Annotated in this window: 11 protein-coding genes; 6 read left to right on the top strand and 5 right to left on the bottom strand. The window is 65.2% G+C overall.

Annotation, left to right across the window (positions count from 1 at the left end; genetic code table 11):
* Positions 1 to 45 precede the first annotated feature (45 nt).
* Both QPK29_RS26015 and QPK29_RS26010 read left to right on the top strand, forming a co-directional pair.
* A complete protein-coding gene (locus QPK29_RS26015; protein WP_056128987.1) occupies positions 46 to 1,827 on the top strand; it encodes a cation:proton antiporter domain-containing protein in 1,782 nt (593 codons plus the stop codon).
* Positions 1,828 to 1,862: 35 nt separating this feature from the next.
* Positions 1,863 to 3,131, top strand: a complete 1,269-nt coding sequence (locus tag QPK29_RS26010; RefSeq protein WP_371771540.1) for a CaiB/BaiF CoA transferase family protein — start codon at positions 1,863 to 1,865, stop codon at positions 3,129 to 3,131.
* 7 nt (positions 3,132 to 3,138) lie between these two features.
* Here QPK29_RS26010 and QPK29_RS26005 read toward each other — a convergent pair whose 3' ends face one another.
* From QPK29_RS26005 to QPK29_RS25985, 5 genes are all read right to left on the bottom strand, one after another.
* Complete coding sequence (locus tag QPK29_RS26005; protein ID WP_056128981.1) at positions 3,139 to 3,459, bottom strand: hypothetical protein; 321 nt, start codon at positions 3,457 to 3,459, stop codon at positions 3,139 to 3,141.
* A gap of 145 nt (positions 3,460 to 3,604) precedes the next feature.
* Positions 3,605 to 4,498 (bottom strand): hypothetical protein, encoded by an 894-nt coding sequence (locus QPK29_RS26000; protein WP_056128978.1) that lies wholly within the window; start codon positions 4,496 to 4,498, stop codon positions 3,605 to 3,607.
* 17 nt (positions 4,499 to 4,515) lie between these two features.
* Entirely contained in the window at positions 4,516 to 5,298 is a 783-nt protein-coding gene (locus QPK29_RS25995) for a hypothetical protein (RefSeq protein ID WP_371771541.1), read from the bottom strand.
* Positions 5,295 to 5,825 carry a hypothetical protein gene (locus QPK29_RS25990; protein ID WP_371771542.1) on the bottom strand — a complete coding sequence of 177 codons (531 nt, stop codon included), beginning with the start codon at positions 5,823 to 5,825 and terminating at the stop codon, positions 5,295 to 5,297. Before QPK29_RS25990 ends, QPK29_RS25995 begins: the two co-directional genes overlap by 4 nt.
* Before the next feature lie 28 nt (positions 5,826 to 5,853).
* Entirely contained in the window at positions 5,854 to 6,144 is a 291-nt protein-coding gene (locus tag QPK29_RS25985) for a DnaJ domain-containing protein (RefSeq protein ID WP_056128969.1), read from the bottom strand.
* Between the two features lie 183 nt (positions 6,145 to 6,327).
* On the opposite strand from QPK29_RS25985, the gene QPK29_RS25980 reads away from it, so the two are divergent.
* The 4 genes from QPK29_RS25980 (at position 6,328) to QPK29_RS25965 (ending at position 13,251) form a co-directional block, all read left to right on the top strand.
* Positions 6,328 to 8,076: a glutamine--tRNA ligase/YqeY domain fusion protein gene (locus QPK29_RS25980; protein WP_056128967.1), complete on the top strand. Its 1,749-nt coding sequence runs from the start codon at positions 6,328 to 6,330 to the stop codon at positions 8,074 to 8,076.
* Positions 8,077 to 8,251: 175 nt separating this feature from the next.
* Entirely contained in the window at positions 8,252 to 10,102 is a 1,851-nt protein-coding gene (locus QPK29_RS25975; protein WP_400189865.1) for a sensor histidine kinase, read from the top strand.
* A 317-nt stretch (positions 10,103 to 10,419) separates the two neighbouring features.
* On the top strand, positions 10,420 to 11,181 hold the full coding sequence (locus QPK29_RS25970) for a glycine-rich domain-containing protein (protein ID WP_400189864.1): 762 nt from the start codon (positions 10,420 to 10,422) through the stop codon (positions 11,179 to 11,181).
* Between the two features lie 213 nt (positions 11,182 to 11,394).
* The gene (locus tag QPK29_RS25965) at positions 11,395 to 13,251 is read left to right on the top strand and encodes a sensor histidine kinase (protein WP_371771544.1); all 1,857 of its coding nucleotides are present in this window, start codon (positions 11,395 to 11,397) and stop codon (positions 13,249 to 13,251) included.
* Positions 13,252 to 13,654 lie beyond the last annotated feature (403 nt).

The following is a 13,654-nucleotide window of genomic DNA, read 5'->3' as shown; positions in this document are numbered from 1 at the left end:
CGCGTTAAAATTGCCGGGGTGACCATCCGATAAAGGTTCTACCCCGTGCAAGAGCAACACGCCTTCCCCTTCCTGCGCGAAATCCTGCTGTTCCTCGCCCTTGCCGGCATCCTGATCCCGCTGCTGCAGCGTCTGCGCATCAACCAGGTGCTGGGCTTCCTCGCCGTCGGCGCCCTGCTCGGCCCGTTCGGGCTCGGGCGCATGGCGCAGGATTTCGCGCCGCTCGGCCTGTTCACGTTCCCCAACAACGACAACGTCGCCATGCTGGCCGAGCTGGGCGTGCTGTTCCTCATGTTCATGATCGGCCTGGAGCTCTCGGCCGCGCGCCTGTGGGCGATGCGGCGCTGGGTGTTCGGGACCGGCAGCGCGCAGGTCGTGCTGTGCGCCGCCTTGATCGGCGGTGCGGCCTATCTTCTGCTCGACCAGCGGCTGGATGCCGCGCTCGTGCTGGGCCTCGTGCTGTCGCTGTCGTCGACGGCCGTCGTGATGCAGTTGCTGGCCGAGAGCCAGCGCACCGCGAGTCCCCTCGGCCAGGCCGCGTTCGCCGTGCTGATGCTGCAGGATCTCGCCGTCGTACCGATCCTGATCCTGATCGGGGCGCTCGGCAACAACGACGGGGGCGGTTCGAACGTGGCGCTGATCGCCCTGCTCGCGATGGCCAAGGCGGCGGTGGCCATCGCCCTCATCTACCTCGTCGGCGGCAAGGTCGTGCACCCGCTGTTCCGCGCGTTCGCCCGCCATCGCCAGCCGGACGTGTTCATGGCCCTGATCCTGCTGTCGACCTTCGGCATCGCGGCGCTGTCGCACCTGGCCGGCCTGTCGATGGCGCTGGGCGCGCTGATTGCCGGCCTGCTGCTGGCCGAGACCGAATTCAAGCACGAGGTCGAGCTGATGGTCGAGCCGTTCAAGGGCCTGCTCATGGGGCTGTTCTTCATGACGGTCGGCATGGGCATGGACGCGCTGCAGGTCCTGCACGCGCCGCTGTGGCTCGCGTGCGCCGTGCTGGGCCTCGTCCTGCTCAAGGGCCTCGTCGTCGCGCCGCTGCTGCGCCTCGGCGGCCTGCCGTGGGGCCGCGCGCTCGAAGGCGCCCTGCTGCTGGGCCAGGGCGGCGAATTCGCGTTCATCGTGATCGGCTACGCCACCGCGTCGAAGCTGCTGGACGGCGCCCTCGGCGCGCGCGTGATGCTGGCCGTCGGCCTGTCGCTGTTCATCACCCCGCTGCTGGCGCGCATCGGTCATGCGATCGGCGAGCGCTCGGCGGCGGAACCGCAGGGTGCGGCCGCGCATCTCGCCGACAACGAACTCGAGGCGGCGCGCGGCCGCGTGATCATCGCCGGCTTCGGCCGCGTCGGGCAGCAGCTGGCCAAGCTGCTCACGGCCCAGGGCATCCCGTACGTCGCGTTCGAGAACGATGCGAAGCTCGTCTCGCAGCTGCACGCGGACGGCGCGCCGGTCTTCTTCGGCAACGCGGCGCGCCCGGAACTGCTGCGCCGCGTGCATGCGGACGAGGCGCCGGCAATCGTGCTGACGATGGATCATCCAGCCTCCGCGCTGCAGGCCGTGCGCGGCATCCGGCGCGAGTTCCCCGACGTGCAGTTGTACGCGCGCTCGCGCGACGAAAAACACGCACGCGCCCTCAAGCGGGCCGGCGCCAACGTCGTCGTGCCCGAAACGCTGGAGGCGAGCCTGCAGCTGTCGGCCTTCGTGCTCGAAGGGATGGGACTGGACGAGCGCATGGTCGACGACATCGTCGACCGCGAGCGCGATGCGTTCGCCGCCGCGCTGGACGACGCGCGCTCGCGGGAGCGCGACGAACGCGACGTATAATCCGCGCCGAGAACAACTCATCAATCGGAGACCAGATGGCATTTCATCCGAACGGACCGCACAACGGTCCGGACAATCGCCTGCAGGGCGCGCTGGGCCACATCCGCGTGCTCGACCTGTCGCGCGTGCTGGCCGGGCCGTGGTGCTCGCAGAACCTCGCCGACCTCGGCGCCGACATCATCAAGATCGAGCGCCCCGGGGCCGGCGACGACACCCGCGCCTGGGGTCCGCCGTACGCGCCGGACGCCGCAGGCCGGCCGACCACGGAAGCCGCCTACTACCTGGCGGCGAACCGCGGCAAGCGCTCGCTGACGGTCGACATCGCGAGCGAACCGGGCCAGGCGCTGCTGCGCGAACTGGTGCGCCATTGCGACGTCGTGATCGAGAACTTCAAGGTCGGCCACCTCAAGCGCTACGGCCTCGATTACGACGCGCTGAAGGCCGTCAGGCCGGACCTCGTGTACTGCTCGATCACGGGCTTCGGCCAGGACGGACCGTACGCGCACCGCGCCGGCTACGACTTCCTGATCCAGGGCATGGGCGGGCTGATGTCGGTAACGGGCGAACGCGACGACCTGCCGGGGGGCGGCCCCCAGAAAGTCGGCGTCGCCTTGACGGACCTGATGACGGGCATGTACGCGACCGTCGCCGTGCTCGCCGCGCTGACCCACCGCGACCGCACCGGCGAAGGCCAGCACATCGACATGGCGCTGCTGGACACGCAGGTCGCGATGCTGGCGAACGTCGGCAGCAATTACCTCAACAGCGGCAAGCGGCCGACACGCTGGGGCAATGCGCACGCCAACATCGTGCCGTACCAGACGTTCGCGTGCAGCGACGGCCACATCATCGTCGCCGCCGGCAACGACGGCCAGTACCAGAAGTTCGTGGAAGCGGGCGGCCGTCCGGAACTGGCGTGCGACCCGCGTTTCGCCACCAACCCTGCCCGCGTGCAGAACCGCGATGTACTCGTGCCGCTGCTGGCGGACATGGTGCGCGAACGGCCGCGCGCGGAATGGATCGCGCTGCTGGAAGCCGTGGGCGTGCCGTGCGGCCCGATCAATGACCTGGACGAGGTGTTCGCCAACGAGCAGGTGCGCGCACGCGGCATGGAGATCGCCCTGCCGCATCCGACCGCCGGGCAGGTGAAACTGGTGCGCAGCCCGATGCGCATGTCGGCCACGCCGGCCACGAGCGACAAGGCGCCGCCGCTGCTGGGCGAGCACACGGATGAAGTGTTGCGCGACGTGCTGGGCAAGACCGACGCGGAGATCGCCGCCCTGCGCGAGGGCGGCGTCGTGTGAGGCGTGGTCAGTGCAGCTTGTGCTTCAGGTCCGACAGTTCGGCATGCACGCGGGTGACCGCGGCTTCGAGGTGGGCGGGCATCGTCGGCAGCGAGCGGCTGATGCGCTTGGCTTCGTCGCCCATGTCTTCCAGGCTGTCCACGCATTGCTGGATGCGCTGCTGGTCGTTCGACTGCATCACGCTCTGCGCCTGCCTGGCTTCGCGCGACAGTTTTTCGATGCAGTCGCGGATCTCGTTGGGCGCATCCTGCTGGCAGGCCTGCTGGGCTTCTTGAATGGTTTGCTGAATATGAGTGAATCGCTGCTGGATTTCGTTTGCTTGCAACATGACGTACTCCTTGCATTGATGGCTCGATACCGCATCCGCACGGGATGCGGGGCTGGAGCGTCATGGTAGTCCTGATGGGAATCGGGGGGCGCACGAACCGTATCGACGGGCTGGGCGCCGCCCCTTGAACTGCCGGATTTGACGATTACGGGTATTCGGCGTCGATCTCCGAGCCGGCGTAGTTCTCGAGCTCCACGAACAGCTCCTTCAGCGGCACCTTGCCCGCGATGTTCTGCAGGAGGATGCTGTTGCGGTAGCTCTGGATGCGGTCGGCGATGATGGCCTGGTGCGGTGCCGGGATCTGTTCCAGCAGCGCCGCCCAGCCCGCGTCGAAGTCCGGCTTCGCCTTGCGGACCGTCTGCACGAAGCGCTCGAATTCCTTCTGCCCCGTGCGCGCGACGATGCGCCCGCCGCCCTCGATGCCGAAGATGATCGCGAGCGCGATCACGCCTTCCGCGTTCAGGTCCGGATCCTTGACGGGGCCTTCCCAGTGGTGCCGGCGCAGCCATTGCGCGGCGCGCACGATGGCCTGCACGTCCTGGCGCTGTTTCAGCTGGCCCAGGTAGCGTTCGTAGCCGGACCACGTCTCGCCCGGGTCGGCCGTGCAGATGTCGACGAACAGCTCCTTCAGCCGCCGCGCCGAGTACACGGGGTCGCTGTCGAATTCGCCGAGCAGCGTGTCTTCCGGCAGCGCCGCCAGGTCGCGGATCAGGCGGAAGCCCTGCTGGAACACGAATTCCGCGCCCTCGCCCAGCAGCACGTCGAGCGCGTCCAGGTCGCCCTGTGCGCCGTCCCGCATTTCCATCTCTTCCTTGACGAGGTGCTCCAGCCCCAAAGACACGCAGCCGACACTCAGGAGCTGCGCGCGCTGGATGCCTTCGGCCGTGCGGTCGTTGGTGAACTTCTCGGCCACCATCGCCGTGATGCCGGCCAGCTCGTCGGCGAGGCCGGCCGCCTCGTCGGCGCTGGCGTTCCCCGGGATCAGCCGGATCGCGCGGATCAGCCGGGGCAGTTTTTCGATGACGATTGCCGGCAGCATCGATGCGCTCGCCCCCGTCACGAGAAGATGTCCGTGCCCATGCTGCGGCGGCCGCTGCGGCGCTGCAGGCTGCGGACGGACGGCACCTGCTTGCGCAGGCGGTACAGCAGTTCGCGCGTGCCGCGCTGCTGGAATTCCGTCTCTTCGTCCGGATCGTCCGGCAACTCGACGTCCGCGAGGTCGGCCGTGTTGCGGTATTCCGGGAACAGTTCCAGCAGCGAGCGCTGCCAGCCATCCTCGCTGGCCTTGGCCAGGTCGACGGCGAGCGGCACGATGTCGCTGTCGGACGTCGTGTGCACGTTGATGTGGGGGCCGCGGTGGTTGATCTCGCCGGCCACTTCGAGGATCTCGCGCGGCGCCAGCGACCACACGATGGCGAACGCCGTCGCGCCGTAGTCGGTGGCCGTCGCTTCCGTCAGCAGCTCGTGGCGGCGCTCGTCGTCATCCGTCGCGTAGACGATGCCGTGGATGTGGTTGAACAGGTTTTCCGCGATGCGCTCGGGGTCGTCCTCGATCATGTCGTCCGGCCACGTGGCGGCGAGGTAGGCGAGGCTTTCGGCCCAGGCCTTCGGCGGCACCAGCAGGGTCGCGACCGACGTCTTGGCGCCGTCGAAGCCGGCCAGGTGCAGCGCCGTCACCTGCGGGGGCAGCGTCGCCAGCACTTCGGCCACGGCGTAGTCGCCATGCTCGTCGGCGGCCTGCGACAGCGCCTCCTCGGCGTGCTGCAGCGAACCGGCCAGTACGAGCTCGCCGACCTGCTTGCTCAGGGCCGGCAGGTTGGATTTGTTGTCGTCGCTCATTCGCGCTCACCTCCGTCCTGGTCGAACATCTGGGTGAAGTCGTCGCCCGCTGCCGTCTCGTCGAGCTCCTCGTCGTCGCCTTCGTCGTCTTTCGCGAGCTGGTCGAGCGACTGGTCGTCGTCTTCCCAGCGGGCCTGGTTCTTGTACAGGAACGCCGTCACGATGGCCTGGCGCGCCAGGTCCGGATGGTTGTCGCAGATGGCGGCGTACATCGCGCGGCCCTCGTCGTCGTCGTCGCCGCCGTTACCATCGCAATTTGCCATGGCGAAGACCCGGGACGGGACGTCGCTTTCGTAATCATAGGCTTCGCGGATGAGGCCTTTCGGGTCCGTGAAGCGGATGCGGTCGACGAGCGCGAACGCCATCATGTTGACGTCGTCGAGGCCGTCGCCGTTGGCGTATTCGGACACGAGGGCCTGCACCATCAGGTCGTAGTTCTTGCGGTTGGGCGGGTCACCCAGGGTGCCTTCGATCTGGCCTTCCAGCTCGCGCGACTGGAAGGCGAACTCCGGATGTACTTTTTTCATGATTGACTCGTATTCTGTTGGAACGTATTCAGGCAGGGAGGTTCACACCGCTCAGTGCAAAAACCGAGCGCCACAATTCGAACGCCTCGGCTTCCGCGTCGAGCACGATGCGGTGGTTCACGCTCTGGTCGTATTCCGCGCGCTTGACGGGGTCGGACAGGACTTCGTACGCCTTCGTGACGGCCTTGAAGCGCGCTTCCGCGCCCGGCGCCTGGTTGCGGTCCGGGTGGTAGCGCATGGCGAGCGAACGGTAGACCTTCTTGATGTCGTCGTCGCTGGCATTCGGCGCGACGCCGAGGATCGCGTATAAATTTTCCACTTGGAACTCTCCGGCTATGGCCGAAAAAACATTAAACCGAGATTATCCTATAGAAAGCGCCAACAAGACAGGCGCAGTATGCGGACTGCCCCGCGCGTGGACCGTGCGCTTGACCACATAGCGGCCCGCATGGCGTCTTCTACGGTAAAATGCCGGGAATCATACCCATCTCCAATAGGTTTCATGAGTAACGACAAGAACGCTGCGGCGGCCACCCCGTCGCCGAATTTTGTCCGCGCGATCGTCGAATCCGACCTCGCCGCGGGCACCCACACGCGTGCCGGCATGCCGTCCGTGATCACACGCTTCCCGCCGGAGCCGAACGGCTACCTGCACGTGGGCCACGCCAAATCCATCTGCCTGAACTTCGGACTGGCACGCGACTACCAGGGCCGCTGCCACCTCCGTTTCGACGATACGAACCCGGAAAAGGAAGACCAGGAATACGTCGACACGATCATGGACAGCGTCAAGTGGCTGGGCTTCACGTGGGAGCAAGGCGGGCAGGAATATCTGCACTACGCCAGCGACTACTTCGACCAGCTGTACGCGATGGCCGAATACCTGATCCAGAACGGCAAGGCTTACGTCGACAGCCAGAGCGCCGAAGACATGTCGCGCAACCGCGGCAACTTCGGCACGCCGGGCACGAACTCGCCGTTCCGCGACCGTCCGGTCGAGGAATCGCTGCAGATCTTCCGCGACATGAAGGCCGGCAAGTACAAGGACGGCGAACACGTGCTGCGCGCCAGGATGAGCGAGGACGCGATGGCGTCGCCCATCATGACGAACCGCGACCCGGCCCTGTACCGCATCCGCCATGCGCATCACCACCGCACGGGCGACAAATGGTGCATCTACCCGATGTACGACTTCACGCATCCGATCTCGGACGCGCTGGAAAATATCACGCATTCGCTGTGCACGCTGGAATTCCAGGACCACCGCCCGTTCTACGACTGGCTCGTCGAGACGCTGGCGGCCGGCGGCTTCTTCGATCGTCCGGTGCCGCGCCAGTACGAGTTCGCGCGCCTGAACCTGACCTATGTCGTCACGTCGAAGCGCAAGCTGCGCCAGCTCGTGACCGAAGGTGTCGTGAACGGCTGGGACGATCCGCGCATGCCCACGATCGTGGGCCTGCGCCGCCGCGGCTACACGCCGGAATCGATCCAGCTGTTCTGCGAGCGCATCGGCGTCTCCAAGGCCGACGGCTGGATCGACATGAGCACGCTGGAAGGCGCCCTGCGCGACGACCTCGACCCGAAGGCGCCGCGCGCCGTGGCCGTGCTGCGTCCGCTCAAGCTCATCGTCGACAACTTCCCGGAAGGCGAAACGGTCGAGTGCAGCGCGCCCGTCCACCCGCACCATCCGGAATGGGGCACCCGTTCGTTCCCGTTCTCGCGCGAGCTGTGGATCGAGCAGGAAGACTTCATGGAAGTGCCGTCCAAGGGCTACCACCGCTTCTACCCGCCGATCGACGACAAGCCGGGCTCGCGCGTGCGCCTGAAATATGGCTTCGTGACCGAATGCACCGGGTTCGACAAGGACGAGAACGGCAACGTCGTCGCCGTGCACGTGAACTATTTCCCGGACTCGAAATCGGGCACGCCGGGCGCGGACAACTACAAGGTCAAGGGCAATATCACGTGGGTCAGCGCGCAGCACGCGCTGGAAGCGGAAGTGCGCCTGTACGACCGCCTGTTCCTCGATCCGCAACCGGACGGCGGCGGCAAGGACTTCATGAGCGTGCTCAATCCGAACGCGCTGGAAACCGTCACCGCGTACCTGGAGCCGGGCCTGGCCAGGGCCGAGGCCGACCAGCGCTTCCAGTTCGAGCGCCACGGCTATTTCGTCGCCGACCGCGTGGATTCCGTCCCGGGCAAACCCGTGTTCAACCGCGTGACGACGCTCAAGGACAGCTGGGGCAAGTAACTCTCATTTGATCTGGCGCAAAAGCCCGGTTCGGCGACGAATCGGGCTTTTTCTTTGCTTCATTGGGAGCCCAGCGCCGTGCTGGATCGGCAACTCCCCGATCTGCTAGGTTCATCATGCACCCGAGACGCGTAAGTTGAATTAAGTCAACAATTCCTTGCCGTCGCGGTGCCTCATGTCGATCACGCTGAGAGACGCATTCTCCGTTACGCGGTTCTCGTTCTGGACCGGTGTCATGCTGTCGACGCTGGTCGGCAGCGTGCTGTACGTGGTCACGACGCGCTCCATCGAGAGCGACGTGCAGGAACGCTTCTCCCGCCAGGCGAAATACGCGCAGGCCGTCATCAACATGCGCATCAAGTCGTACACGGACCTGCTGCGCGGCGCGGCCAGCCTGCTGCAGAGCGGCGATACGATCAGCCACCGCCAGTTCCACGACTACGTGCAGGGGCTGCACCTGGCCAGGAATTACCCGGCCGTCGACACCCTGAACTTCGCCACCTGGGTGCGCGAAGACGAGCGTTCGCATTTCGAGGCGGAATTCGCGCGTGAACTGCAGGCCTTCCTCGGCCCGGGCGCGCGTCCGGTCGTCACGCCCTCCGGCCGCCGTCCCGCCTACCTCGTCGTCACCTACATCGAGCCGGACGCCACGAACACGCGGCTGTATGGCCTCGACCTGATGAGCAATCCGTATTTCCGCACGCAGCTCGCGCAGTCGCGCGACGACGGCAGGTTGCGCGCGTCCGGCCGGCCGATCGCGGCCCTGTCGGTGCCCAACGACACCCACCTCGGCATGCGCCTGCCGGTGTACCGGCACGGACCGCTGCTGACCGGCGCGGAACAACGGCGCGCGGCCTATCTCGGCTCGCTCGGGATCGCGTTCAGCCTGCCCAAGCTGCTGCACGGGGTGATGGACGAGATGCCGATTCCGGGCGTGCGCATGACGCTGTTCGACGTCGGCCCGCGCGAGGTGATCGGGCACGATACGACAACCTGGCCCAAGGTGCTGTTCGACAGCCATGGCACGGCCGCCAACCCCACGCCGCCGCTCGACGGCGGCGATGAGGTGTTCACGGCCACGCTGCCGCTCGATTTCAACGGGCGTCCGTGGCAAACCACGTACAGCGTGCCGAAAGCCCGCCTGCGCACGCAATTCGACGTCTATTATCCGAAGCTCATGATGGCGTTCGGCTTCATCGGCTCCGTCCTGCTGTACGCGCTGCTGCACATCCTGACCTCGTCGCGCCGCGCCGCCCTCGAACTGGCGCAGGAGATGACGAGCGAGCTGCGCGAAAACCAGACCAGGCTGCAGTTGTCGCACCAGAAGCTCAGGCGCCTGGCCGACCATGCGTACCAGATCAAGGAACTGGAGCGCAAGCGCATCGCACGCGAGATCCATGACGACCTTGGCCAGAGCCTGCTCGCCCTGCGCATCGAAGCCGAACTGCTGGCGGGACGCACGCAGGGCACGCACAACCACCTGAACACGCGCGCCCGTTCCACGCTGCAGCAGATCGACACAACGATCAGGAGCGTGCGCCAGATCATCAACGACCTGCGTCCGACCGTGCTCGACCTGGGCCTGTCCGCGGCCGTCGAATGGCAGGTGGACCAGTTCCAGAAGCGCACAGGCATCCAGTGCGAGATCCGCGACGGCCACGGCGAGACCGCCCTGCCCGACCATTGCGCCACGGCCTTCTTCCGCATCCTGCAGGAATCGCTCACGAACATCGTCCGCCATGCCAACGCGACCCATGTGAAGGTGGAGCTGCGCCTGAACGGCGGCTGGCTGTCGCTGACGATACGCGACAACGGCTGCGGCCTGCCGCCCGGCGGGCGCAGCAAGTACGAGTCGTTCGGCCTGGTGGGCATCGAGGAGCGCATCGCGATCCTCGGCGGCACCTGCGCCGTCTTCAGCGAGCCGGGCGGCGGCACGACCGTGATCGTGTCGGCGCCCGTCATCGGCGGGCCCGAACCCGCTGTTCCCCTGCAGCAGGAACACGGCCCGGGTTCGGCCGTCGTCTAAACCCTTCCTTCGCAACGACCAGCGCCGCCCGGCCGGGCGACGCATCGTCACGCCTATTCCCCACGGATATCGCAACTTCATAAAAAGAAATTGTATATCTGTTTCAACAACAAATGTTGTTTGTTTGACAAATATCAATATCTCATCAGATTGCGTAAATTACATTGATTACGTGTAAGGCGCGCCAACGAATCGACCCACTCGTTGGCAGATGTCATCACGAACCTTGAGGAATTACTGTCCAGCGCTGGCCCGACAAGCCGACACAACCACAACTAGGGAAGCAGTCACAACGCAATCTTCAACAACCAATGGGGATGACCAACATGAACGCCAACGACCTGTTTAACGCCGTAATGCAACTCGACCTGGAACCGATCAAGACGAAGTTGATGCACGTGGAGTCTGGCGAAGGCTGGAGCCTGGACAAGGCCAATGCCGTGGAAAAGGAATACCGGCGCTTCCTGTGCCTGATGAAGATGTACCCCGACGAGTCCATCGCGCCCCTGGTCGACGTGGACACGTTCTGGCACTACCACATCCTCGACACGATGAAGTACGCGGCCGACTGCGAGCAGGCGTTCGGCTACTTCGTCCACCATTACCCGTACGTCGGCATGCGCGGCGGCGACGACGAGCAGTTCCGCATCGACAGCGGCGAGCGCATGCAGAGCCTGTACGAAGCGACGTTCGGCGAAGCCTATCCGGTGGCGGACGCGACGCCGGTGGAAGCGTCCGGCACAGCCTATTGCGCCGGTCCGTGGGACAAGCAGGGCGCGCAGGCCGCCGCCCGCGGCGAAACCGCCTACTGCGCCGGCCCGTGGGACAAGACCCGTGCCCGCGCCGCCGCCGGCGCCGGTACGGCCTACTGCGCCGGCCCATGGGACAAGCACGCCAACACGGCGTACTGCGCGGGTCCGTGGGACAAGCCGCATGCCCACGGCGCCGCCCAGACCACGACCGCCTACTGCGCGGGCCCGTGGAAACAGGAGGGCGCACGGACCGGGACCAGTGCCGCCACCGCGTACTGCGCCGGGCCCTGGAAACCTGCCACTGCGACGTCGCCGCTGAACGTGTGAAGTACGGCCGGGGAGCGTGTTCCTCGTACGCACTCCCCGCGCATACACATTGCCCGCTCCGGAACAGGCGCGGGCCTTTTTCTTTTGAGATAATTCTGCCAGTGAGCAACTCTTCGAATGACTAGGTGTCGCGCCGCATCCGAGACGAGTAAGTTGCAAATTACAAACTTTGTGTCGCCGAACGCGATTCGGCTGCACGCCTCTGGGAAGATTATGCAGGCCGTTCTGAGGGACGCATTTTCCGTTAACCGGTTCTCGTTCTGGACCGGCGCACTGGTGTCGACGCTCGTCGGCAGCGCCCTGTATGTGATGACCCAGCGGTCGATCGAAACAAATGCCCAGGAACGGTTCATCAACCATGCCAAATATGCGCAAAGCGTCATCAACGTGCGCATCAAGTCATATACCGACCTGCTGCGCGCGACCGGAAGCCTGATCCATAGCACCGACATCCTGAGCCACCGCAAAATTCACGAATACGTGCTCGGGCTGGACCTCGCCAACAACTTCCCCGCGGTCGATTCGATCAATTTTGCGCTGTATGTCACGGACGACAGGCGCCAGCCCTTCCTCAGCGACCTGCGCGAGGAAATGGGACGACACATCCATGCCGCGGCGCCACTGGACATCGTGCCGCCGGGGCAGCGCGACGCCTATCTGATCATCAGTTATATCGAGCCTGACCAGTCGGGCCCGGGTCATTACGGCATCGACCTGATGGCCAACCGTTATTTCAGCAAGCAATTGGCCGAGTCGCGCGACAACGGCACGGTCTACGCCTCTGGCACGCCCATTCTTGCCTTGTCCGGCCCCAACGATACCCATCTGGGCATGCGCATGCCGATCTATTATTTCGGCACCATGCCGGACACCGTGGCGGCACGCCGCGCCGCCTATGTCGGGTCATTGGGCATTGCGTTCAGCGTGCCGAAACTCCTGTACGGTGTCATGGACGAGATACCGATCAAGGGGCTGCGCATGACGCTGTTCGACATCGGCCCCGGCCTGGACGTCCATGGCCATGAAACCGCGGGGACGCCGCGCACGCTGTTCGACAGCCACGGTACCAGCAAGAACCCGATGCCGCCGCTCGCGGACGGCGACAAGCGCATGTTCAGCACGACGCTGCCGCTGGATTTCAACGGCCGCACCTGGAAGACGACCTACAGCGCGCCCAAGGCCGCCCTGTACACGGAATTCGACACCTATTATCCGAAGCTCATGATGGCCTTCGGCTTCCTCGGCTCGATCCTGCTCTATGCCCTGGTGCACACGCTCACGTCGTCGCGCCGCGCCGCCCTCGCGCTCGCGCGGGAAATGACGAGCGAACTGCGCGAAAGCCAGACCAAGCTGCAGCTGTCGCACCAGAAACTCAGGCGCCTGGCCGACCATGCGTACCAGATCAAGGAACTGGAACGCAAGCGCATCGCGCGCGAGATCCATGACGACCTCGGCCAGAGCCTGCTCGCCCTGCGCATCGAAGCCGAGCTGCTGGCCGGCCGCACGAAGGGCACGCACAGCCACCTGCACAAGCGCGCCCGCGCCACGCTGATGCAGATCGACACGACGATCAAGAGCGTGCGCCAGATCATCAACGACCTGCGCCCGACCGTGCTCGACCTGGGCCTGTCGGCGGCCGTCGAGTGGCAGGTCAACCAGTTCCAGCGGCGCACCGGCATCCACTGCGAAGTCCAGGACGACCACGGCGAGATCGCCCTGCCCGACCACTGCGCCACGGCCTTCTTCCGCATCTTGCAGGAATCGCTCACGAACATCGTCCGCCACGCCAACGCGACGCGCGTGAAGGTGGAGCTGCGCCTGAACGGCGGCTGGCTGTCGCTGACGGTACGCGACAACGGCTGCGGCCTGCCGCCCGGCGGGCGCAACAAGTATGGCTCGTTCGGCCTGGTCGGCATCGAGGAACGCATCGTGATCCTCGGCGGCACCTGCGCCGTCTTCAGCGAGCCGGACGGCGGCACCACCGTCATGGTGTCGGCGCCCGTCATCGGCAGCCCGGACCGCCCGCTGCCCGCGCCGATCGAGCACGGCTCCGGCTCGTCCGTCATCTGACTTCGCCCCTTCCTCCGCATCCTTTCCCTCAGTTATTCTCTCTGGATACGCCTACCCTATCCAAAGGCTTTGGTGTATCCAACTAAGCAACAAATGTTGTTTCTTTGACAAATATCAATAACACGGTGAATTGCCTCAACTACATTGAGCACGTGTAAGACACGTCCGCAAATCTGACAAAGAATTGCCCGACGTCATCACATGCCTCATGGAAATGTTGTTCGAAAGCAGCAAATTTACCGCATAAAACCATAACTAGGGATAGCAGTACTTCACTAACTACTACGAGGATGACCATGAACACCAACGACCTGTTTAACGCCGTGATGCAACTCGACCTGGAACCGATCAAGATGAAGCTGATGCATGCGGCATCGGGCGAAGGCTGGAGCCAGGAGAAGGC

This window comes from Massilia orientalis (genome assembly GCF_030411975.2).
GTDB classification, from domain to species: domain Bacteria; phylum Pseudomonadota; class Gammaproteobacteria; order Burkholderiales; family Burkholderiaceae_D; genus Telluria; species Telluria orientalis.
This window is presented reverse-complemented; position numbering and strand designations above follow the sequence as displayed.